This is a genomic window from Yersinia aleksiciae (assembly GCF_001047675.1).
Lineage (GTDB): Bacteria > Pseudomonadota > Gammaproteobacteria > Enterobacterales > Enterobacteriaceae > Yersinia > Yersinia aleksiciae.
This window is the reverse complement of sequence record NZ_CP011975.1, coordinates 2,652,747-2,675,766: the sequence shown is the minus strand read 5'-3', so window position 1 is coordinate 2,675,766 and position 23,020 is coordinate 2,652,747. Positions and strand designations below refer to the sequence as shown.

Sequence of the window (23,020 nt, the reverse complement as noted above, 5' to 3'; positions counted from 1 at the left end):
CCTGCCATTGCAGGCCGTTTTAATCTGGAAACTTAACTCGGTAGCGGGTACTCCGCCCTTCCCCCGGCAGCTTTTCAATACATTCCCGGCCCAATAACTCCGCGAGATGACGGGTTGCGGTTGCTTTACTGACCTGTGCGACTTTTTGATATTGAGATGCGCTGATACCTAAAGCAAAACCATTTTCACCGCCATCTAACAGACGATTAAGCACTTTTATCTGCTCATCCCTCAGCCCACTGTCATTGTGCTTTAACCAGAAGTGATTCTTAGCCAATGTAGAACGAACCCCTTCAGATGCTTGATCCAAACTCTGTTCCAGAGTGGTGATAAACCACAGTAACCAAGGTGTGATATCCAGACTTCCACGTTGGCATTGCTCCAAAATAGCGTAATACCCATCGCGGTTCTCAAGGATGGCAACGGACATGGCGTAAAGATGAATACTTTGGCTATCCGCCTGTGATAATGCCATATCGGTCAGTGCCCTGGTAATACGGCCATTACCGTCCTCGAAGGGATGCAGGGTGACAAACCAGAAATGCGCCATTGCGGCCCGTAACAGTGGATCAACCGCATTATCAATGCGAGAGACATTAAACCAATCGATAAACTGTTTTAGTTCCGCAGACAGAACGTCGCGAGGCGGTGCTTCAAAATGAACCTTTTCCTTGCCCATTCGGCCTGAAACGACTTGCATCGGCTCCCCCCCACGCAATTGAGCGGTCTTAATAGGATTCAGCATCCATGAATCATGGGGGAACAGCCATTCGTGCCATTGATACAATCGCTCAAGCGTTAAATCCGCATGACATTCATGAATGGCGTCAAGCATGATGTCAGCTAAACCATCAGAACGATCAGATGTCAGATCACTCTCTGCCAAAGTCATCCCAAGCTTTTTTGCCAGCGATGAACGCACCGACCTGACATTAAGTTGCTCATTTTCTATTTTTGATGACGCGATAATATTCGCCAAAAGTACATCTAAGGTTTTTGAGGCGCATTCAGCAGAGGTATTTCCCCTGTTTTCACCAAGGAGTTGCCCGAGCTTAAACCGAGTGTTACGTAGCTGAGGCTGAATAAGCGCATCATCCCAGTAAAAATGGGGCCACTTCTCATGCTGCCACACCCATGGGTTTTCGTGCATCGTTATCTCCAGAGTTGAAAATGAGCCGATCAGCCATTTCATTCGGCTCATTTTGTGAGCCGAATAAGCAGTATATTCGGCTCATCAAGACATTGCCAGCCCTTGCATGTAATCCTCAAATACCGGATGCCCAATCACCACATCAATAAAACAGCTCAGCGCGGGGGAATTTAACTTGCGACTTGGGTAGACCAAATAGAGCTCATTGCCCTCGGCTTGCCATTGGGGCAACACTTCGATGAGCTGACGATTCGCCACCACTTCACGGCTTAAAAATGCAGGCAGTAGCGTGATGCCGCCGCCGGCAAGGGCGCATTCGCGGGCATACAACAGGTTATCCGTGACATGCTGCACTGGCACTTGCCAGCGGTAAAATTCACCGTCACGACGTAAAATCAGCGCCTGCCAGGCACGATGGGCAATACAATGGTGCATCTCCAATTGGCTTGGATGGGTGAGCGGCGGATACTGCGCCAGATAGTCTGGTGAGGCCAGCAGGTAGCGCGGTGCATAGCCCAATCGGCGGCCAATCAGTGATGAGTCCTGCGGCTTGCCGGTACGCAGCGCCACATCAAAGCCCTCCTCCACCAGATCCACCATGGTATCCGACACCAAAACCTCCAGCTGTACATCCGGATATTGTCGCTGAAAATCGGTCGCCAGCCGCGCCAACAGGGTGGCACCTAACCCGGCTGGCGTTGAAATTCGCAAACGGCCACTGGGGTTATCCTTCAGCCGTTGCAGTGCCAGATCCGCGCGCTCAGCCGCGTGTAACATCTCTTGGCAATGCACCAAATAGCGCTCACCGGCAAAGGTCAGATTCAATTGACGGGTGGTGCGATTGATCAGCCGAATCCCCAGACCTTGCTCTAACTGGCTGATGCGCTTACTGACACTCGACTTCGGCAACCCGGCCATTTCAGCCGCACGGGTAAAGCTGCCACACTCAGCGACTCGCGCGAACAGCGCCATATCCTGAAGTTGCTTAAACATGATTGTTGATCTCAGACGAACACTGCGTTAGTGATTGTCCATCTTATCACTGCCAGCAGATAGGTCTAGACTCCATGAATACGCTAAACAGGAAGATAAAAATGACGAATAAAGCCATTGCAGTGAACCCACAACAACCCGCTGATTTTATTGAAATCACGCTAGAACTGCTGACACCTGGCCCCTTTGATTTGCTGGTTGAAGTCAAAGCAGCCTCCATCAATCCGGTTGATACCAAAGTGCATAGCAGCTTAAAGAAAAATGGTCTGCAACAGCCACGAATTCTGGGTTGGGATGCGGCCGGGGTGGTGGTCAGCGTCGGCGAGAAGGTTAGCGGTTTTCGCGCTGGCGATGAAGTTTGGTATGCCGGTGATATCACTCGCCCCGGCAGCAACGCCAATCAACAGTTGGTCGATGCCCGCATTGCGGCCCACAAACCCCGCACCCTCAACTGGGCGCAGGCCGCCGCGCTGCCATTAACCGCCATCACCGCGTGGGAGGCGTTGTTCGAGCACCTGAAGATCCAAGATGCCAGTGCCGATCAAAATCTGCTGATCATTGGCGGTGCGGGCGGTGTCGGGTCATTGGCGATTCCATTGGCCGCATTGCGCAGTCCGGTAAAAGTCATTGCCACCGCATCACGACCAGCATCAGCCGCCTGGTGCCGTGAGAGAGGCGCAGACCTGACGGTGGATTACCACGACCTGAAGGCCCAATTGGCGAAAGAAGGTGTCGATAAAGTAGATTACATTCTCTGCCTGAATGACACTGACGGCCACTGGCCTGCTATCAGCGAACTGATCGCGCCACTGGGGCAGATCTGCACCATTGTTGAGAATGAAAAACCGCTGGATCAGAATCAGTTAAAACTGAAGAGTGCGGCGCTGCATTGGGAATTTATGTTCACCCGCAGCATGTACTCTACGCCAGATATCGCTCAACAAGGGGAGATTCTCAAGCAGGTGAGTCAGCTCGTGGATGAGGGAAAACTGCAAGGGACCCTGAGCGAAACACTGCACGGCCTGACAGTGGAAAACCTGCATGCCGCCCATGCCCAAGTGGCGGGCGGGCATATGCAGGGCAAGATAGTTATTGCTTACTAACGTGACTCTTCCCGCCCTTCAGCCAATACGGAAGGGCGGGCAAGGCGTTGCAGGTCGGCGGCCAACAGTTGCTGAACCAACTCGACGCAGCGCAGGAAACGTGCATCATAATCTGCGGATTCAACATGCACATATTCAATATTATTGCTGCGCAACATCTGCTCCAGTAAGTTCTGGAAGGCTTTGCGGTCACGATCACTGCCAAGGCTACGCAACCCATCGGCAACCCATGGCGTGTTGTTTTCCAGCAAGATAACCAGATCAAAACGGTATTCATCAATCAGCGCCTGCACAAAGGGGTGCTCGCGCCCCTCATATTTTTTGCAGAAGGCCTGGGTGGTGACAAAGTCGGTATCGATAAAGGCCACTTTATTGGCGTATTTCACCGCAAAATCCACGTACTGCGCCTGCCCCAGCGCTATCTTGTCATAATCGGAATATTGCAGCGCCATCTCATCGCCCCCCAGATGAGAGAACACATAGTCGCGACCATACTCCCACGCACTGGTGGTATTGAAGATATTAGCTAACTTATTGACTAGGGTAGATTTCCCGCTGGATTCGCCCCCCAATATCGCCACGGTACGGACAAAAAAGGGCTTCACTTCTGTCGGAATGTAATCCCAGTAGCGGAAAGGGTCGCGGCGGATTTGACGGCCACTGATATTCATAAATGAGCGCTGTGGGTCGATCAGAATGGTTTCGATACCCAACTGCTCGCGGTAACGTGGCGCGTCCTGACTCTCGCTGGAGTAAATAAAACTGGGGACGATGCCCTTTTCCGCCATGAATTTTTTGACGCCACGACTCCAGACATCCCAACCATGGGGATAGGGTTCAATTCCATGCTCATCAAATGAGTGAATATGGATATTTTTCTGATACTTAAAGGTTTGCAGCAACCAGCGCAGGCGATCACTGACCGTGGGCTGTTGTGACATTGAACTGTTCTCGAACAGCTCACGATCGCGGGGGTCATCGTGGCACAAAATGACATGCAGCTCGTCAACCTGACTACAGGCGCGCTGGATTAAAAAGATGTGGCCGGTGTGGAGCGGGTAAAATTTACCAAACACCACCCCCACTTTTTTCTCGCGGCGGGGGAATTCCAGCTCAAGAAAACGGTGTAAGGCTTCCAGCTTTTGCGCACTGGGGCTTTTGATCTTGTCGTTGAGTAGCTGGCTTAAATACCCTTTCGTCATACCGCTGGCTTCAGCCACCTGCTGTAAGGTACACCCCTTTTGCTTAATGGCTGTTTTGAGATAGTCGAACTGCAGCATGCCGCCTCCTTGTTTAGTGCGCTAAACAAAAATAACACAGTATGCTGCGAGATTCGTACTACTAAATGCGTGATTACAGATCTTCTAAAACCGCCAAGGCATCAGCCAGTTTCTTCACACCGAAAACCTGCATATTGGGCAGCGGCTTCTTCGGCATATTGGCGTATGGCACGATAGCGCGTTTAAAACCGTGTTTAGCGGCTTCGGAAATACGCTCCTGACCACTTGGCACCGGCCTGATTTCACCCGCCAGCCCCACCTCACCAAACACCACCAAATCTTGCGGCAGCGGACGGTCGCGCAGACTGGACACCAGCGACATCAGCAGCGCCAGATCCGCACTGGTTTCCGTCACTTTCACGCCACCGACCACATTGACGAACACATCCTGATCCGACATCTGCAAGCCGCCATGACGATGCAACACCGCCAGTAAGATTGCCAGCCGGTTTTGCTCCAGTCCGACCGCCACCCGACGTGGGTTTGACATCATGGAGTGATCCACCAGCGCCTGAATCTCAACCAGCAGCGGGCGCGTCCCTTCCCACACCACCATCACTGAACTGCCCGCCGTCACTTCATCCCCTCGGCTGAGGAAGATCGCTGACGGATTACTGACTTCCCGCAGGCCCTGCTCGGTCATGGCGAAGACGCCGAGCTCATTGACAGCACCGAAGCGGTTTTTGTGGCTGCGTAAGGTGCGAAAACGTGAGTCACCGTCACCATCGAGCATCACTGAGCAGTCGATACAATGCTCCAGCACTTTTGGCCCCGCCAGCGAGCCATCTTTGGTCACGTGGCCCACCATCACAATGGCGACACCACGCGTTTTGGCAAAGCGCGTCAGATAGGCGGCGGTTTCGCGCACTTGCGCCACACTGCCCGGGGACGATTGGATATCCGCCATGTGCATCACCTGAATAGAGTCGATCACCATCAGCCGTGGCTGCTCTTGCTCGGCAATCAGGCAGATCTGCTCGATACTGGTTTCCGACAGCATATTCAGGCCCCCCGTGGGCAAGCCCAGGCGGTGCGCGCGCATAGCAACCTGTTGCAATGACTCTTCGCCAGTGACATACAGGGTTTTCATATTTTCGGACAATTTGCAGAGTGTTTGCAGCAGCAGGGTACTTTTCCCCGCCCCCGGATTCCCGCCAATCAGAATGGCACTGCCCGGTACCACACCTCCGCCCAGCACCCGATCGAACTCAAGAAAGCCGGTTGAGAAGCGCGGTTGTTCGTCCAGACTGATATCCGATAGCTTCTGTACCCGACTGACACCGGCATCACCGGCATAGCCGCCAAAACGTTCAGTTCGTGACGACGAGGATGACACTGCCGCCAGCCGCACCTCGGTGATGGTATTCCAGGCATTACAGGCACTGCACTGCCCCTGCCAGCGCGGATAATCCGCCCCGCATTCATTACAGACAAATGCCCGTTTTGGCGCTTTAGCCACGATTCACCTCAATCTAATAATAAAACATCCCCGAAGACATTGGTGCTACAGCTAGGCAGCCAGTGAACTCATCCCGATGAGCTTACATCAGTAAGTGATTCGGGTGAGTGAGTGCCGCTAACAACGCTGTAGTGCCAAGGACACAGGGGATTAGCGTTCTTCATGCTTTAGGCTACCGGTCAGGATACACAGCACACTGATCAAATCACCGTGACGGATAGCCACTTTCGCTTTCGCGTAAACCTTTGGTTTGGCATGGAAAGCCAGCCCCAGCCCCGCGGCTTGCATCATCTTCAGGTCGTTAGCACCGTCGCCTATCGCCACAGTTTGAGCCACTGGGATATTCAATTTTTCGGCCAGTTTGAGCAGGGTGTCGGCTTTGAATTGCGCATCGACAATCGGCCCCAGAACTTTGCCTGTCAGCTTGCCATCTTTGATCTCAAGCTCGTTGGCGGCAACCGCCACCAGCCGCAATTTGTCGCGCAGATACTCGGCATAATAGGTAAAACCGCCGGAAGCAATTGCCACATGCCAATCCAGCGCCTGAAGCTTACGCACCAGACTGGTCAGCCCCGGCATGAGAGGTAACTCGTCGCGTACCTGTTTTAGGATATTGGCATCGGCCCCTTTCAGGGTAGCCACTCGCTGGCGCAGGCTGGCGGAGAAATCCAACTCACCTTGCATAGCGCGTTCAGTGACGGCGGCCACCTCTTCACCTACACCGGCCAGCTTGGCAATTTCATCAATACATTCAATTTGGATGGCGGTAGAGTCCATATCCATCACCAGCAGGCCGGGGGTGCGCAAATGCGGAATGGCCCCCAATGGCGCAACATCAAGGCCACTCTCATCGGCCAGCGTTTTAATCCGTGGTGTTAAGCTGCCCGCCAGACGGATCACCTGATAATCTTCCACGCACCAGGCGGAAACAATCACCATTGCCGCGCCCAGTTGGCGTTGGAAATCAGTAATACGCTTTTTATCCAGTTTCCTGCCGTACAACAGCCAACCTGTGTGACCAGCACGATAATCCAGCGGCATCACTTCATCGCCACTGAGTGAAAGTGGCAAACCCGGCCATTGGTAGATCTCCGCCGGAAGATCACAATAGGTCAGACTATTAGACATGAATAACTCCTGTAGAAAACTGGGTATAAGGCAAGACAAAACAACGCATCAAGCTATCCTATCGCCCTTGCTTCTGGCAACATATACCCTAAATAATTCGAGTTGCAGTCAGGCGGCAACTGAGCAAATCCCCAAGCGCTTACATCAGTAAGTGACTGGGATGAACGAGGGCCGTCAACACACCTGCAACTTGAAGGATGACGGATATAGAGTCACCGAATTCGGCAAGGAACCTGCATGGCCAAGGCTAAACTAAAATTTCGACTGCACCGGACAGCTATTGTCCTGATTTGTCTGGCATTGTTAGTCTTGCTCATGCAAGGTGCATCCTACTTCAGCCTCAGTCATCAGTTGGCACGTTCAGAACAAGTCGAAGAACTGGCGAAAACATTGGCGAAACAAGTCACTTTTAGCCTCTCACCGATCATGGACAGTGGTGATGATGATATCGACAGCCAGAAGGTCGATGCCGTACTCCAGCAACTGACGCAATCAAGTCGCATCTTGGATGCCAGTGTCTATCAGATTGACGGTACGCTGGTGGCCGCCGCCGGAGAGAACGTAAAAGTTCGCGATCGGCTGGCTTTAGATGGTAAACGCCCCGGCAGTTATTTCAACCACCAGATTGTCGAGCTGATCCCCGGTAAAAGCGGGCCAAGTGGATTTCTGCGTATGACGCTGGATACCCATGTGCTGGCGACCGAATCCAAGCAGGTGGATAATACCACCAATTTACTGCGCCTGATGATATTGGTCGCGCTGGCCGTGGGCATTATTTTGGCACGTACCCTGCTGCAAGGCCGCCGCAGCCGTTGGCAGCAGTCGCCCTATCTGCTGACCGCCAATACGCCAGTGAAAGAAGAAGATGAAAGTGAAGAGGACACACCGACGTCAGATAAAAAACCGGATGAGAAGTAGTGCAGCTATTATGCCATGCGCCCAATAACAGGGGTCAGTGACGCTATCTTTTCCTGCATCTGACGAGCTATCACTTTAAAGCCGGTACTGATAGCTGAGTGTGCCGCCACTGTTTGCCAGAATTTCAGTGCCAACTCTTGCGCCTGCAACCAATGCTCCCGACTGACATCAACTGATAACGTTATATCGGGTACGGTATGCCGCATATTCCCGGTACCTGACGGAGCAAAAGCCATAGGCAACATGTCGTAAATGGGAGCTAGTGATAAAGGCCTACTTTCGGGATGCAAGAATGATAGATTTCCATGATGCATGTCTGTATTCGCAATCAATACCCCGAAAGCCCAGATTAATCGCACTTGTTCAAGTTGTGCTGGACTCAGTAAGCCTTTTGCCGCCAGTTCGCGACAAACTTTTGGCCAACTGGCAATCGGCATGCCGACAAATTCAGCATTCACAGCTTCCAGAGAGACCATCCCAACGCGGCCACGCTGCCCATATCGGTCAAAACGTTCAACCTCAAGGAAAATTTGCCGATCCTGATTTTGCAGGATATGAGTGGCGGCTGCCGGGTAATCTGCGCCCTTTAATGTGTTCAGTGCCAAAGACTCGGCAATGAGCAGATCCGCCCAGCGTTGTGAGTTAGGGTTATCCTGTGTAGCAGTAAATTTAACAATGACATACGACGGCGGCTGTTCTGAGTATCCGGCATAACAGGTAAATTTGGGCTGTTCCCCTCCCGCAGAAGAGCCCACCATTTCACCGGCGAGTGCCATTTGGGACAATTCAGTGTAACGAGCTAACTTATTTGCTGGCTCAATCGGTATTGCGTCAGGAGCCGCTAGCCAATGTTGATAACTCTGCTCTCCAATCAATAGATTGCCATTCATATCATCCGCCTGACGGGACAGCGCGAGTAAAATATGATCTTCATTCCACAAGTGGACATCATCCGCGAGCTGCAACTGAGTTGCGACCGACTTTCCCCAGATTCGCCCGAGAAATCCCTGAGGGCGCATATCGGTCAAATACCAAGGCAAGCTATCAAATTTCTGCCAAGTATCTGATTCCAATTGATGTACGCAGCACATTTCGGCTGGATGGATAAGATAGAGTGTTGCGAAATGAGCAGCATGGCCCCGCTCATCGATACGATACAAAGGAAATCGCCCCTCTTCCCCGCTATCTCCGGCAATAGGTCGTCGTAAGGCATACTGTGTTGCTCTGCCTTTGCCTATTTTCAGCACGTTGTCTTTTAACCCACTTAATTGTCGTGAAACGGTGGGCTGACTGATCGTCATGATCTGTGCCAGATAAGACGCCGTGGCTGGGCCTTGACGTAATAGCGTTTCCAGAGAGTGCATATGAATAGATTTTTGAATAGAAACATGAATAGATGGATGAATAGATTTATAGCGTTAATTAGCTGATATGTAAAGAAACAGATTTTTTACGGTGATTTTTATGAATAGATTCAGCAGCAGAAAGACCTGCTGCTGAATAGAAAGCGCAGAACGCGTGTTAGGCTTTGTCGCCCAACAACACAGATTCCAATGCAATCTCAATCATGTCATTAAACGTGGTCTGGCGTTCGGCTGCGGTGGTTTGCTCGCCGGTACGGATATGGTCAGACACGGTGCAGATAGTCAGGGCTTTCGCACCGAATTCAGCGGCCACGCCATAGATACCTGCGGCTTCCATCTCCACACCCAAAATGCCGTATTTCTCCATAACATCAAACATTTGCGGATCTGGCGTGTAGAACAGATCAGCGGAGAAGATGTTGCCCACACGGACATCAATGCCTTTCGCTTTGGCAGCATCAACGGCATTGCGGGTCATTTCGAAATCAGCAATCGCCGCATAGTCGTGATCCTTAAAGCGCAGGCGGTTGACCTTGGAATCGGTGCAAGCCCCCATACCGATAACCACATCGCGTAGCTTAACGTCAGCGCGCACCGCGCCGCATGAACCCACACGGATAATCTTTTTCACGCCAAAATCGGTGATCAGCTCTTTCGCGTAAATGGAGCAGGATGGGATACCCATGCCATGACCCATCACCGAGATTTTGCGGCCTTTATAGGTGCCGGTGAAGCCCAACATGCCACGCACGTCGTTCACTTGCTTCACATCTTGCAGGAAGGTTTCTGCGATAAACTTCGCACGCAGCGGATCCCCTGGCATCAATACAACGTCAGCGAAATCACCCATTTCAGCATTAATATGTGGCGTTGCCATAATCACTTTCCTTAAAAATCAGAGAATTAAATTTTGTATTACCCAACCGCTTGCAAATTTTAACGACGTTGCGCAGTTCAGAAAAACGTTGGTATCGCGAGCGTAGATGAGCACAGGCAGTTTGGGTGCGGTCAGCGCGCAAAAACCGGAGCCTACATCGGGTCTTATAAGACCCGAGTACGTGAGGATTTTTAGCACGGCCCAATCCTAAAATGACAGGCTCAGCTTCGCTTCATGCCCTAAAGCATATTCTTACCGTAATCCATTGGTGACAGATCGAAATACTTCGCTACTGTCTGCCCAATATCAGCAAAGGTCTCACGGTGCCCCAACGACCCCGGCTTCACTTTCGGGCCATAAACCAAGACCGGAATATGCTCACGGGTATGGTCGGTGCCCGGCCAAGTTGGGTCACAACCGTGGTCTGCGGTCAGGATCATAATGTCATCTTCTTTCACCAGCGCCAGCAATTCAGGCAGACGACGGTCAAACAGTTCCAGTGCCGCGGCATAACCAGCAACATCACGGCGGTGACCGTAGGAAGAGTCAAAATCAACAAAGTTGGTGAACACGATAGTGTTATCACCCGCTTTTTTCATCTCTTCTATAGTGGCGTCAAACAGCGCATCCAGACCCGTGGCTTTCACTTTTTGCGTGATACCAACATGAGCGTAGATATCGGCGATTTTACCGATTGAGACCACTTCGCCGCCCTTCTCATCCACCAGTTTCTTCAGCATGGTCGGCGCTGGCGGTTCAACGGCCAAATCGTGGCGGTTACCGGTGCGCTGGAAGTTACCCGGCTTATCACCGATGAACGGACGAGCAATCACGCGACCAATATTGTAGCCGCCTTCAGTCAGCTCTTCGCGGGCAATTTCGCACAGCTCATACAGGCGATCCAGACCAAATGTCTCTTCATGGCAGGCAATCTGGAACACCGAGTCAGCTGAGGTGTAGAAAATCGGCTTGCCGGTTTTCATATGCTCTTCGCCCAGTTGATCGAGGATAACCGTGCCGCTTGAGTGGCAGTTACCCAGATAGCCCGGCAAATTGGCGCGTTTGACCAGTTTATCCAGTAATTCCGGCGGGAAGCTGTTTTCTACATCGCTGAAGTAACCCCAGTCGAACAATACCGGCACACCGGCAATTTCCCAGTGACCTGATGGCGTGTCTTTACCGGAGGATAACTCGCTGGCATAACCATAAGCGCCAATGATATCTGCGTCTTTATCCAGCCCTACCGGGAATTTACCAGTCGACTCCTCAGCCGCTTTACCCAGCCCTAAACGGCTCAGGTTCGGCAGTGTCAATGGACCGCTACGGCCGACATTAGCTTCACCACGGGCGCAGACCTCAGCGATGTGGCCCAGTGTATCCGCCCCTTCATCACCAAATTTTTTAGCATCTTCACTCGCGCCGATACCAAATGAGTCTAAAACCATAATAAATGTACGTTTCATTATTCTCTCCTGCAAAGATTCACCCGCCTGGCGGGGATCATCAAAATGGGGCGGTTATTCAGTGATACGGCGATAGATCACCGGCGTCTCTTCCGGTACTTTGTCACCCAGTGTCATTGCCGTGCGCACGGCATCTGCCGCCTGCTGCCAATCATCTTCGTTATTGGCATGAATCACGGCCAATGGCCGTTGACCATCAACACTGGCACCCAAACGGGCCATATCGGTTAAACCAACACTGTAATCAATAGAATCTGTGGCGCGACGACGGCCACCGCCGAGGGCGACCACCGCCATACCTAATGCCCGTGTATCCATGGCAGTGATAATACCCGGCCGCTCAGCAAACACCGGCTTACTCAACATGGCAACCGGCAAGTAGCTGTCATAGCGCTCGACGAAATCACTCGGGCCTTTTTGCGCCGCCACCATACGGCCAAAAATTTCTGCCGCTTTGCCGTTATCCAGCACCGCTTGCAGCTTGACTCTGGCATCGGCATCATCTTGCGCCAAACCACCTGACAGCAGCATTTCCACACACAGCGCCATGGTCACTTCCAGCAGACGTGGGTTGCGATATTCGCCAGTCAGGAAGCGCACCGCTTCGCGTACTTCAACGCCATTACCGGCGCTGGAGGCCAAAACTTGGTTCATGTCGGTCAGCAGCGCCGTGGTTTTGCAACCTGCACCATTCGCTACGCTGACAATCGCCTGCGCCAAATCAGCAGATAGCTGATAGGTCGGCATAAACGCACCAGAGCCGACTTTAACGTCCATCACCAACGCATCTAATCCTTCCGCCAGTTTCTTGGCCAGAATGGAGGCGGTAATCAGTGGGATAGAGTCCACTGTCGCGGTGATATCACGGGTGGCATAAAAACGCTTATCCGCCGGTGCCAGCGAGCTGGTTTGGCCGATAATCGCCACACCAATATTCTGAATGATTTTGCGGAACGTATTATCATCAGGGAAAATATCAAAACCGGGAATGGCTTCCAGTTTATCCAGTGTCCCGCCGGTATGCCCCAAACCACGGCCTGAGATCATCGGCACATAACCCCCACAGGCGGCGATCATAGGGCCGAGCATCAGCGATGTCACATCACCGACACCGCCCGTGGAGTGTTTATCCACAATCGGGCCATTGAGATTGAGGCTCTTCCAGTTCAGTACCGTGCCAGAATCACGCATCGCCATGGTGAGTGCCACACGTTCAGGCATGCTCATATCATGGAAGTAAATGGTCATCGCCAGAGCAGCAATCTGCCCTTCGGAAACCACGTTGTCACGAATACCATTGATAAAGAAGCGAATTTCTTCTTCACTGAGTGGCTGACCGTCGCGTTTTTTACGGATAATTTCTTGTGCGAGAAACAAGGCATCCCCCTGTTTATGGAATGAAAGCCGCACTGCGAGCAAATCAGCCCGCAGTGCATCTGCTAAATTCAGTTATTGGCTAAGTTCAATCAGCACGAACGGTCAATAGCCGCTGCTTTTGCTGTCGCTCTGATGACCCAGCGTTGTTAATAAGCTGGCTAACAGACTGGACGCCCCGAAGCGGAAGTGGCGAGCATCGGCCCAACCTTCACCCATCAATTGATCGGCCAGTTGTAGGAATTGCGCGGCATCTTCAGCGGTGCGCACCCCACCGGCTGGCTTGAAGCCCACAGTTTTACCCACCCCCAAATCACGAATGGTGCGCATCATGATGTCCGCACTTTCCAGCGTGGCATTGACGGGCACTTTACCGGTAGAGGTTTTGATAAAATCAGCGCCCGCCTTGATGGCAATTTCAGAGGCCTGGCGAATCAAGTGCTCTTGCTTTAACTCACCCGTTTCGATAATGACTTTCAGCAATACATTCGCGGCAGCACAGACTTCTTTGCACTGTTTGACTAATTCGAAACCCACTTTATCGTTACCCGCCATTAAGGCGCGATAAGGGAAAACCACATCCACTTCATCAGCACCCAACGCGATAGCTTCGCGGGTTTCTGCCACTGCAATGGCAATATCGTCATTGCCATGTGGGAAGTTAGTCACTGTCGCGATGCGAATTTCAGGCGTACCTTGCTCACGCAATGTTTTACGCGCAATAGGAATAAAGCGAGGATAAATACAGATGGCCGCCGTATTACCGGCAGGGCTTTTTGCCTGATGACACAACGCGATAACTTTATCATCGGTGTCGTCGTCATTCAGGGTGGTTAAATCCATCAAACTCAGCGCGCGTTTGGCATAATCGTGCAGATTCGCGCAGGCGGTTAATTCGGTCATAAAACTCTCCAACACTATTTCAGCCCCGGCACCTTGCCAGATCTGAGCATTTATTTATGAGCGAGCCAAGAGACTTTATCGGTATCTTTGACTTTGAACTCAACACGTTGGCGAGCGGACTTGGTTCCTTGAAGATAGCCCCACGGGTAAACCCCTTGGTTGCAATTGAGATCCTTCTCACCGCAATACTCTTCTTACCTGGAAATTGCCGCGATATTCGCTGCTCTCACTCAGAAAAGTTAATCATGCTATTTGAACATGTTATCGACACATGAGATGTGTTCAATTTCACATTACTCAATAGTAACTTGTAACGCGCCAATATTATATGTGATTAAAGTCACAAAATAACCTGATTTATGGCTTATCACACTATTATGCCCACTCGCTTCAAGAATAGCTTATGGGCAGGAATCCGCCTGAAGTACAGGCGGATTAGGCCTAATTACAGGGCCAGGAAGAAACCCGCGATGGTGGCACTCATCAAATTCGACAGCGTCCCAGCAGCAACGGCTTTCAGGCCAAAGCGCGCGATGTCATGGCGACGATTCGGCGCCATGCTACCCAACCCACCCAGTAAGATAGCGACTGATGATAAGTTGGCAAAACCACAGAGCGCGAAGGAGATAATGGCTTTCGTGTGATCAGAAAGTACCTGTAAGCCGGCAGCTTTGACTAACTCTTCTGCCTGTAGATATTGGCCGAAATTCATAAATGCCACGAATTCGTTGACGATGATTTTCTGGCCGATAAAGGAGCCCGCCACCATGGCTTCACTCCACGGCACACCGATCAGGTAGGCGATTGGGGAGAATACCCAACCCAGAATCAGCTCTAGCGAGAGTTGCGGGTAGTCGAACCAGCCGCCAATTCCGCCTAAAATACCATTCAGCAAAGCAATCAATGCGATGAAAGCCAGCAACATTGCGCCGACATTCAGCGCCAATTGCAGACCAGAAGCCGCACCGGAAGCCGCCGCGTCAATCACGTTAGCCGGACGCTCATCTTCGGCAATCAGTGTGGTGGCATCGACGGTATCGTGGGTTTTTTCCGTTTCTGGCACCATCAATTTAGCAAAGAGCAAGCCGCCCGGCGCTGCCATAAAGGAGGCCGCAATCAGGTATTCCAAAGGTACACCCATCTGCGCGTAACCCGCCAATACTGAACCGGCGACGGAGGCTAAACCGCCACACATCACGGCAAACAGTTCCGATTGAGTCATGGTGGCAATATAAGGGCGCACCACCAGTGGGGCTTCGGTTTGCCCGACAAAAATGTTGGCGGTCGCGGAAAGGGATTCGGTACGTGAGGTGCCGAGCAGTTTTTGTAAACCGCCACCTAAGACCTTAATCACGATTTGCATGATGCCGAGATAGTACAAAACTGCGATCAATGAGGAGAAGAAGACAATCACCGGTAAGACACGCAGGGCGAAGACAAAACCGCCACCGCCAAAGACTTCAAACATTTTGTCGGACACCAAACCGCCAAACATAAATGAAATACCGTTATTGCCGTAAGCGATCACATTCGCCACGCCTTCAGACATCCCACCCAGGATACGACGCCCAATTGGCACATATAATACCAGTGCCCCGACGCCCACCTGGATAATAAACGCCCCTACCACTGTCCGGATATTAATCGCCCTAAAATTACTTGAAAGAAGTACGGCTATTAATATCAGTACTGCCATCCCGACCAAGCTCATAAGCATGTAAGATCATCCTGTTAATGATTTGTATGAAAATAATATGGGCGGGATTATACCGACATGGGCTGACGATCAAACAATCTCTGTCACAAATAAACACAACTCAGAGCAACTGTTAGACATTTAATGTGACAATCATCACAGAAATATCACTGCAAAAGTAATAGCTCGCTAATTATTAGCACAATTGCACAATCCGATTGGGAGGTTATCGCGGGAATTTATTGGCTTGGGGGTAACTGAAATAGGCGCTGGCTATTCTCCAGCAGATGGACGGCTATCTCTTGCGGCGCTTCTGAGCGCAACTCACACAAGGCTGTGAACACGTGCGCTGCCCGCTCGGGGCGATTGGGTTGGCCCTGAAAACCAGCTAATGGCATATCCGGTGCATCGGTTTCCAGCAGTAAAGCAGAGAGCGGCAATGCGGCCATAACCTTACGGGTTTTCTGCGCCCGCTCATAAGTGATGGTTCCGCCAACGCCAATGTAATAGCCCAGGCGAATAAATGCCTGTGCCTGCGCTAAGCTGCCAGCAAAACCATGCACCACGCCAGTGCGTGGCAACGCCACTTTGCGCAATGCGGCAGCCAGTGGGTCATGGGCGCGGCGGGAATGCAAAATAACCGGGAGATCATGCTGTTTCGCCAGCTTGAGCTGAGCCTGCAATAACGCCAATTGCCGTGGAAATTGCGGCTCCTCCATATAGAGATCCAGACCCATCTCCCCCACCGCCACCACTTTTTCAGGTTTATTCGCTAAATAAGAGGCCAGCGTTGCCAAATCGGCCTCTTGGTGCTCAGCAATATAGAGCGGATGCATGCCCAGTGCCGCAAACAGCGGCGGATAGCGCTCAGCCAAGGCTAAAACACGAGGGAAGTAAGCTGCACTGACGGCAGGGATAATCAGTTGCCTGACATTCGCCTGCGCCGCACTCGCTAAACTGGCGGCTTCCTCGCCACTAAAGGGTGGAAAGTCAAAGTGACAGTGGGTGTCAACAAAATAGGGGGTATCGATAAGTGGAGGCGTCGACCCCGTTATCTGCGCCATTATGCGGTATCACCTTTGCTTTTACTGCGCGCCGTGGTTGGCACAATAAGCCCACTGTCTGCCATTGTCATCTGAGCCGGAAGATGTTGATTCGCCACCGCAACTGAATCGATTGGCGTAATGATATCCGGCGTTTGGATGATATCAAATGAAGAATCATCGGCATCAATCAACTCGGCCATATCATCTGGCTGGTTAATATCTTGTGGCTGGATCATACGGCGGGAGAGAGGGATCGCGGTTTTCTCGCCACTGATTTCGGCTTGATACTGCCCGTCACGGGGCAACAGCCAGTGCCCGACGGTGGCCAGGAAATAGCGACCACAGCGGCGGCCCAAATGGTAATCTTGATTCAGGGCCGCAACACGGCTCCCCAGCGCATTGCTGGCGAGAGGTTTAGGCGGGAAAATCTCGAAAATCCGCAGGTCACCCGGCGGCTTCTCAATAAATTGCTGAATACGATGATAGCTCTGTTCATGCTGCTGCATGATCCGTACCAGTTGCTGCAAGCTGCTTTCACTCAGCAAGTGCTCCATGCGCTTCATCCATTGCGGGGTGCAGTAAGCTTGCGAAGGGACGGTACGAATAACCACGATGGTATCCGCGCCACGGCGGTAAGCTTCTTCGACCGGAATTGCATCGCTGATGCCGCCGTCCTGATAACTTATGCCATCTAAATCAACGCCCTGACGGTAGAAACCGGGAATGGCACTGGAGGCTTTAAGCGCCGGCAGCCAGCTTTCACGAGTTGGGGCGATATAGGTTGGCTCGAAATCATCACTGCGACAGGCACACATCAAGAATTCGCGCCCATTAGTCAGGTGTTGTTCGGCGTGATCGAGTGCCAGCGGCAATTGCTGCGAGGTGATATCCACCAGCCAATCGAGATCAATTAAGTGCCCACCACGGACAAAGCGTAATGGGTTGAAGAAGTCGGCAGTTGTGGTGTAACGGGTAATGACGCGGCGAGCATAGCCTGGTTGACCGCAGATAAAAGCAGAGAGGTTTTGTGCGCCAGCAGACGTGCCGATCATCAGATCAAAAGGGTTAAAGCGGGCGCGTTGGAATTCATCCAGCACGCCGGCTGTAAAAATTCCCCGCTGCCCGCCGCCCTCGCAGACCAACGCCATTTTACCGGGTTGATATGGTTTATAGGCGAGTGGCTCAATATTACCGAGCGTGATAGGTATTCTGTATCCCACCATCCATCCTTAATTCCACTACAACAGGTGTCGAGGATACCCCTTCTTCACTCTTGCTGTAACCCTCTAGCCATACTAAAGGCGCTTACGTCCTGTAAACAAACTGATGAGGAATAGCACAATACCGACGACGAAGACGACTTTCGCGGCCCAGGCTGCCGTACCGGCTAGCCCACCAAAACCTAATGCCGCAGCGATTAACGCAATAATCAGAAATATGATGCCCCAGCGAAACATAAGCTTCTCCTTACCGTTTTAAAAAATATTCCGTGGGCTTATCAATCGCCCACGAAACACCTGTCAGTCGGATAACAATTAAGGCTTGATGCTCAGATCATTTTTAACGCTTTTCACGCCATCTACCGCTTTAGCGATACTTTCAGCACGTTCGGACTGGGCTTTATTCTCAACAGTACCGGAGAGCTGCACGACGCCATCGGTAGTTTCAACTTTAACGTTACGCGACGGGACAATGTCATCAGCCAGTAATTTGGCTTTGATGGAGCTGGTTGTCGCAGCATCGCCAGCATATTCACTGACGGATTGTGTTTTCTGATCTTTTACATGCAGCTTATCGCTAACAGATTTCACGCCTTCAACGTTTGCGGCAATTTCAACGGCGGTTTCGGCTTCGGCCTGCGAAGTGACAAAGCCACTCAGCGTCACGACGCCATGGTTAGTTTCGACTGAAATATCAGTACTTTTGAGGGATTTCTCTTCCAGCAACGCGCTTTTCACTTTTGCCGTTGCTGCACTATCCCCCATGTAGTTATCAACTTTCTTCATGGAGCTATCGATTTTGGCACCGGTACTGTCCACAGCGTTGGAGGTTTTATTGAGCAGAGTATCTTCGGCCAGCACACTGCCGCTGATAAGCGCAGTACCTAAAACAACAGCCATCACTGAACGGGCAAATTTTGTGTTTTTCATCGATTTCTTCCTTTATTGTTTTGAACCCCAAACTGGCCATTACACCCCAATTTACGGATTCTTTCGCTACCGCCGATGGGTAGCCATTTGATGAATACTTTACGATTACTACAGATTGGTCGCCCCAAAGTGAATGCGACTCAAGTCTGCGCGTAGTTATAAAGATAGAGCATCTTGGGAGAAATACAGTCGGAATCGGCCTAAAGGCAGATTTTTATGACTAAGTCAGAGTTATCTTAGGGGGAGAATTATGAGAGAAATTAATGAATCGGGGTACGCTGTACCCCGATAGAATGCGGCTTGCGGCGGGATTAATGCTCGCGCGTTTTACGGAAACGAACTTCTGGGTAACGCTCTTGCGTAATATTGAGATTGACCATGGTTGGGGCGATATAGCTCAAATTATCACCGCCATCTAATGCCAGGTTAACTTCATTCTTACGTTTGAACTCTTCGAATTTCTTCACATCATCACATTCAACCCAACGGGCAGTTGAGACGTTAACGGATTCATATACCGCTTCCACGTTGTATTCGCTTTTCAGTCGTGAAGAGACCACTTCAAATTGCAGAATACCGACCGCGCCAACAATTAAATCGTTGTTGGTCAGTGGGCGGAACACCTGCACCGCACCCTCTTCTGACAACTGAACCAAACCTTTCAGCAGCTGTTTTTGCTTCAATGGGTCACGCAGACGAATACGGCGGAACAGTTCAGGGGCAAAGTTAGGAATACCGGTGAACTTCATATCTTCACCTTGGGTGAAGGTATCGCCGATTTGAATCGTGCCATGGTTATGCAGGCCGATAATATCGCCCGCAAAGGCTTCTTCAATGTGCGAGCGGTCACCCGCCATAAAGGTCAACGCATCGGAAATCACCACATCTTTTTTGGTGCGCACCTGACGCAGCTTCATACCTTTTTCATAACGGCCGGACACCACGCGCATAAAAGCAACGCGGTCACGGTGTTTCGGGTCCATGTTGGCCTGAATCTTGAACACAAAACCGGTGAACTTCTCTTCCGCAGCAACCACAACTCGGGTGTCGGTTTTACGCGGCATCGGAGCGGGCGCCCATTCGACCAAACCATCCAGCATATGGTCGACACCAAAGTTACCCAGTGCAGTACCAAAGAAGACCGGCGTTAAGTCACCCGACAGGAAGGCTTCATGATCAAACTCATGGGAAGCGCCTTGAACCAGCTCTAGCTCCTGGCGGAACTGCTTGGCAATGTCTTCGCCCACCGCCACATCCAGATCCGGGTTATTTAACCCTTTAATAATGCGCACTTCCTGAATGGTGTGGCCTTTACCGGTCTGATACAGGTAAGTTTCATCTTTATAAAGGTGGTAAACCCCTTTAAACGACTTACCGCAGCTAATCGGCCAAGTGATTGGTGAGCAAGCAATTTTCAGCTCACGTTCCACTTCATCCAGCACTTCCATCGGATCACGGATCTCGCGGTCCAATTTGTTCATAAAGGTCAGGATCGGCGTATCGCGCAGACGGGTGACTTCCATCAGTTTGCGCGTCCGGTCTTCTACCCCTTTGGCCGCATCAATTACCATCAAACAGCAGTCGACAGCGGTCAGAGTACGATAAGTATCTTCGGAGAAATCTTCATGCCCTGGGGTGTCGAGCAAGTTAACCAGGCAACCGCCGTACGGGAACTGCATCACAGAAGTGGTGATGGAGATACCGCGCTGCTTTTCCATTTCCATCCAGTCAGATTTGGCATGGTGGCTTGAGCCACGACCTTTTACAGTACCGGCGGTCTGGATTGCGTGTCCGAACAGCAACACTTTTTCGGTAATGGTGGTTTTACCGGCATCGGGGTGGGAAATGATGGCGAAAGTACGTCTTTTCGCCACTTCCAGTGCATATTCACTTGGAGACATAGTTTGAAATTTCTACTTTTAGGCCGCCCTGCTCTGGGCTGCACATCCTATTGATGTACCAGTCAGGCAAAGCAAGGCATTGAATTATGGCGCTATACCCTTCTTACTTGACGTTGCTGCTTATTCAGCGGCAACACTCATCACTTGGGGTATAAGTGGTTATAGCGCGGTATTTTCCCTGATTTATGCGAGATAGACAATTTATTCGAGAGAGATCATCGGTAAAACAGCGCTACCCCATCGGTAACGCCATCATGATGGCATCTTCACGCCCATTGGCACTTGGGTAATAGTTGCGACGCACCGAAACCTCGTTAAAGCCCAGACTCTCATATAGGGCAATAGCCCCTGCGTTTGAGGCCCGAACTTCCAGCCAAAGTGTGACAATCTCCCGCGTTTCTAACTGCGTAATCAGGTGTTCGAGCAGTAAACGGCCATAGCCCTGGCGCTGATACTGTGGATCAATGGCGATATTAAACAGCGTCGCTTCATCCAATACGATTTGGGTAATGGCAAAACCCACCATTTTTTGGTCGACACTCAATTTAAAATTGAGGTAGCGCTCACCCTGATTGCTGACTAAGGTTTTTTCCGTCCACGGGAAAGCGTGGCTGGCTTGCTCAATTTGGTACGCTGTGGCCAGATCGGCTGGCGTCAGGATAGAAATCTGCTTCATGGTGACAAATCTGCTGCCAAAGTGCGCGCTTCGCGCTCGCGTCTTGATAAAGTCCGGCCAATGCCGGGCTGTGTAACTGTGCACCCGCAACCGCTAGCGGTTCACTGATGCCCAGTCGCCAACTGTTGCACTGCGTATCCGCGGGTAACATGGCTACCTGATCCGGCGTCAGCGCATAAGCCTGACGGGAAGTCAGCCCCAAGCTGCGCAACACATCGCACAACAGCGGGTCATCATGTTCAGGGAGCTGTTGTGCCACGATCAACAGGCGGGTATCTTCGGGTAAGCGCACTGCAATTTCACCCTGCAAGACGGCCGGGCGGCGCAATGTCCACTGCGTAATGCCAAGCTGTTGTAACAGCAAGTCTCGTCTCGATGCCATGCCATTTCCTGTCAGAGCGACCCGTATTTCGACGCTATGCTAGCAAACCCATCGAACATGCGCCAACAAACCTCTATAATCCCCGATCATATTATTGAGGAGCCAAAGACTGATGTCAGCATTAACCCCAGCCAGTGAAGTGATACTGCGCCATAGTGATGAATTTATAGCCCGCCACGTGTTGTTTGCCGGTGACTTGCAAGATGCGCTGCCAGCGCAGTTTGATGCCGCTGGGGTACGGGTTCACTCCAATCAATATCACCACTGGCAATTACTGAGCACGACGCTGGAAGAGAATGTGCAATTCGGGCTTTTGGCGACACCTGAGATCGTTGCGACCTGCGATACGCTGGTCTATTACTGGCCAAAAAGCAAACAGGAAGCTCAATTCCAACTGGCGAACCTGCTCTCTTTATTGCCTGTTGGCACCGATATCTTTGTGGTGGGTGAAAACCGCAGCGGCGTGCGCAGCGCAGAAGAGATGCTGTCTGATTTCGCGCAATTGACCAAGATAGACAGTGCTCGCCGTTGTGGCTTGTACCATGGCCGCTTAGATAAGCAGCCAGAATTTGATGCCGATGCCTGGTGGGAAAGCTATCAGGTGGGCGATGTGACAGTGAAAACCCTGCCGGGTGTGTTCAGCCGCGATTCGCTGGATTCAGGCAGCCATCTGTTGCTGTCCACCTTCAGCGAGCCGTTTAAAGGCAGCGTGCTGGATGTCGGTTGTGGTGCGGGCGTACTGGCCTCGGTTTTGGCGCAACAATCGCCAAAAATCAAATGGACCCTGAGTGATGTCTCTGCGGCAGCTATCGAAGCCAGCCGAGCGACACTGGCGGCGAATAATATTGAAGCACAAGTGATTGCCAGCAATGTCTATTCCGACATCAAAGGCCGCTTCGAGATGATTATTTCGAACCCACCTTTCCATGATGGCATTCAAACCAGTCTGACGGCGGCGGAAATGCTGATCCGTGGTGCGACCGCACATCTGCATGTAGGCGGTAAATTGCGTATCGTGGCGAACTCTTTCTTGCCTTATCCTGCCCTGCTGGATGCCGCATTTGGCAGCCATGAAGTGCTGGCGCAGAATGGTCGTTTTAAGGTGTATCAGGCAACCGTCGGCCGCGCGCCACGAGACGCTAAGAAAAAACGTTAAG

Annotated in this window: 21 protein-coding genes; 3 read left to right on the top strand and 18 right to left on the bottom strand. The window is 51.5% G+C overall.

What is annotated here, in order from left to right:
- Nucleotides 1–19: 19 nt before the first annotated feature.
- On the bottom strand, nucleotides 20–1,150 hold the full coding sequence (locus ACZ76_RS12085) for a Fic family protein (protein WP_048620280.1): 1,131 nt from the start codon (nucleotides 1,148–1,150) through the stop codon (nucleotides 20–22).
- A gap of 84 nt (nucleotides 1,151–1,234) precedes the next feature.
- Nucleotides 1,235–2,143: a LysR family transcriptional regulator gene (locus ACZ76_RS12080; protein ID WP_048619146.1), complete on the bottom strand. Its 909-nt coding sequence runs from the start codon at nucleotides 2,141–2,143 to the stop codon at nucleotides 1,235–1,237.
- Between the two features lie 101 nt (nucleotides 2,144–2,244).
- Here ACZ76_RS12080 and ACZ76_RS12075 point away from each other — a divergent pair, with 101 nt between their 5' ends.
- A complete protein-coding gene (locus ACZ76_RS12075; protein WP_048619145.1) occupies nucleotides 2,245–3,246 on the top strand; it encodes a zinc-binding alcohol dehydrogenase family protein in 1,002 nt (333 codons plus the stop codon).
- Here ACZ76_RS12075 and nadR read toward each other — a convergent pair.
- The 3 genes from nadR to serB form a co-directional block, all read right to left on the bottom strand.
- Complete coding sequence (gene nadR / locus ACZ76_RS12070) at nucleotides 3,243–4,526, bottom strand: multifunctional transcriptional regulator/nicotinamide-nucleotide adenylyltransferase/ribosylnicotinamide kinase NadR (protein WP_048619144.1); 1,284 nt, start codon at nucleotides 4,524–4,526, stop codon at nucleotides 3,243–3,245. The two genes, ACZ76_RS12075 and nadR, sit on opposite strands and share 4 nt — an antisense overlap.
- Before the next feature lie 73 nt (nucleotides 4,527–4,599).
- Nucleotides 4,600–5,985, bottom strand: coding sequence for a DNA repair protein RadA (gene radA / locus ACZ76_RS12065; RefSeq protein ID WP_048619143.1), 1,386 nt, complete (start codon nucleotides 5,983–5,985; stop codon nucleotides 4,600–4,602).
- A gap of 150 nt (nucleotides 5,986–6,135) precedes the next feature.
- A complete protein-coding gene (gene serB, locus ACZ76_RS12060) occupies nucleotides 6,136–7,113 on the bottom strand; it encodes a phosphoserine phosphatase (protein ID WP_048619142.1) in 978 nt (325 codons plus the stop codon).
- A 237-nt stretch (nucleotides 7,114–7,350) separates the two neighbouring features.
- Here serB and ACZ76_RS12055 point away from each other — a divergent pair, with 237 nt between their 5' ends.
- Nucleotides 7,351–8,031, top strand: coding sequence for a YtjB family periplasmic protein (locus ACZ76_RS12055; RefSeq protein WP_048619141.1), 681 nt, complete (start codon nucleotides 7,351–7,353; stop codon nucleotides 8,029–8,031).
- Nucleotides 8,032–8,039: 8 nt separating this feature from the next.
- Here the strand turns inward: ACZ76_RS12055 and yjjJ are convergent, their stop codons facing one another.
- From yjjJ to ACZ76_RS11995, 13 genes are all read right to left on the bottom strand, one after another.
- Nucleotides 8,040–9,395 carry a type II toxin-antitoxin system HipA family toxin YjjJ gene (yjjJ, locus tag ACZ76_RS12050; protein ID WP_048619140.1) on the bottom strand — a complete coding sequence of 452 codons (1,356 nt, stop codon included), beginning with the start codon at nucleotides 9,393–9,395 and terminating at the stop codon, nucleotides 8,040–8,042.
- Nucleotides 9,396–9,552: 157 nt separating this feature from the next.
- Nucleotides 9,553–10,272: a purine-nucleoside phosphorylase gene (gene deoD / locus ACZ76_RS12045; RefSeq protein WP_032896373.1), complete on the bottom strand. Its 720-nt coding sequence runs from the start codon at nucleotides 10,270–10,272 to the stop codon at nucleotides 9,553–9,555.
- Between the two features lie 239 nt (nucleotides 10,273–10,511).
- Entirely contained in the window at nucleotides 10,512–11,735 is a 1,224-nt protein-coding gene (deoB, locus tag ACZ76_RS12040) for a phosphopentomutase (RefSeq protein ID WP_048619139.1), read from the bottom strand.
- A 54-nt stretch (nucleotides 11,736–11,789) separates the two neighbouring features.
- Nucleotides 11,790–13,112, bottom strand: a complete 1,323-nt coding sequence (gene deoA / locus ACZ76_RS12035) for a thymidine phosphorylase (RefSeq protein WP_048619138.1) — start codon at nucleotides 13,110–13,112, stop codon at nucleotides 11,790–11,792.
- Between the two features lie 102 nt (nucleotides 13,113–13,214).
- Nucleotides 13,215–14,012 (bottom strand): deoxyribose-phosphate aldolase, encoded by a 798-nt coding sequence (gene deoC / locus ACZ76_RS12030; RefSeq protein ID WP_048619137.1) that lies wholly within the window; start codon nucleotides 14,010–14,012, stop codon nucleotides 13,215–13,217.
- 445 nt (nucleotides 14,013–14,457) lie between these two features.
- Nucleotides 14,458–15,729 (bottom strand): NupC/NupG family nucleoside CNT transporter, encoded by a 1,272-nt coding sequence (locus ACZ76_RS12025; protein WP_072080881.1) that lies wholly within the window; start codon nucleotides 15,727–15,729, stop codon nucleotides 14,458–14,460.
- Nucleotides 15,730–15,947: 218 nt separating this feature from the next.
- Entirely contained in the window at nucleotides 15,948–16,772 is an 825-nt protein-coding gene (locus ACZ76_RS12020; RefSeq protein WP_048619136.1) for a TatD family hydrolase, read from the bottom strand.
- Nucleotides 16,772–17,977, bottom strand: a complete 1,206-nt coding sequence (locus ACZ76_RS12015) for a patatin-like phospholipase family protein (RefSeq protein WP_048619135.1) — start codon at nucleotides 17,975–17,977, stop codon at nucleotides 16,772–16,774. Before ACZ76_RS12015 ends, ACZ76_RS12020 begins: the two co-directional genes overlap by 1 nt.
- Nucleotides 17,978–18,049: 72 nt before the next feature.
- Nucleotides 18,050–18,211 (bottom strand): DUF1328 domain-containing protein, encoded by a 162-nt coding sequence (locus ACZ76_RS18465; RefSeq protein ID WP_004876076.1) that lies wholly within the window; start codon nucleotides 18,209–18,211, stop codon nucleotides 18,050–18,052.
- Between the two features lie 78 nt (nucleotides 18,212–18,289).
- On the bottom strand, nucleotides 18,290–18,904 hold the full coding sequence (gene osmY / locus ACZ76_RS12010; RefSeq protein WP_048619134.1) for a molecular chaperone OsmY: 615 nt from the start codon (nucleotides 18,902–18,904) through the stop codon (nucleotides 18,290–18,292).
- A 311-nt stretch (nucleotides 18,905–19,215) separates the two neighbouring features.
- Nucleotides 19,216–20,805 (bottom strand): peptide chain release factor 3, encoded by a 1,590-nt coding sequence (gene prfC / locus ACZ76_RS12005; RefSeq protein ID WP_048619133.1) that lies wholly within the window; start codon nucleotides 20,803–20,805, stop codon nucleotides 19,216–19,218.
- A 232-nt stretch (nucleotides 20,806–21,037) separates the two neighbouring features.
- Entirely contained in the window at nucleotides 21,038–21,481 is a 444-nt protein-coding gene (gene rimI / locus ACZ76_RS12000; protein WP_048619132.1) for a ribosomal protein S18-alanine N-acetyltransferase, read from the bottom strand.
- A complete protein-coding gene (locus ACZ76_RS11995) occupies nucleotides 21,426–21,863 on the bottom strand; it encodes a DNA polymerase III subunit psi (RefSeq protein ID WP_048619131.1) in 438 nt (145 codons plus the stop codon). Before ACZ76_RS11995 ends, rimI begins: the two co-directional genes overlap by 56 nt.
- A 112-nt stretch (nucleotides 21,864–21,975) precedes the next feature.
- Between ACZ76_RS11995 and rsmC the strand changes: the two genes are divergently transcribed.
- Nucleotides 21,976–23,019 carry a 16S rRNA (guanine(1207)-N(2))-methyltransferase RsmC gene (rsmC, locus tag ACZ76_RS11990; RefSeq protein ID WP_048619130.1) on the top strand — a complete coding sequence of 348 codons (1,044 nt, stop codon included), beginning with the start codon at nucleotides 21,976–21,978 and terminating at the stop codon, nucleotides 23,017–23,019.
- Nucleotide 23,020 lies beyond the last annotated feature (1 nt).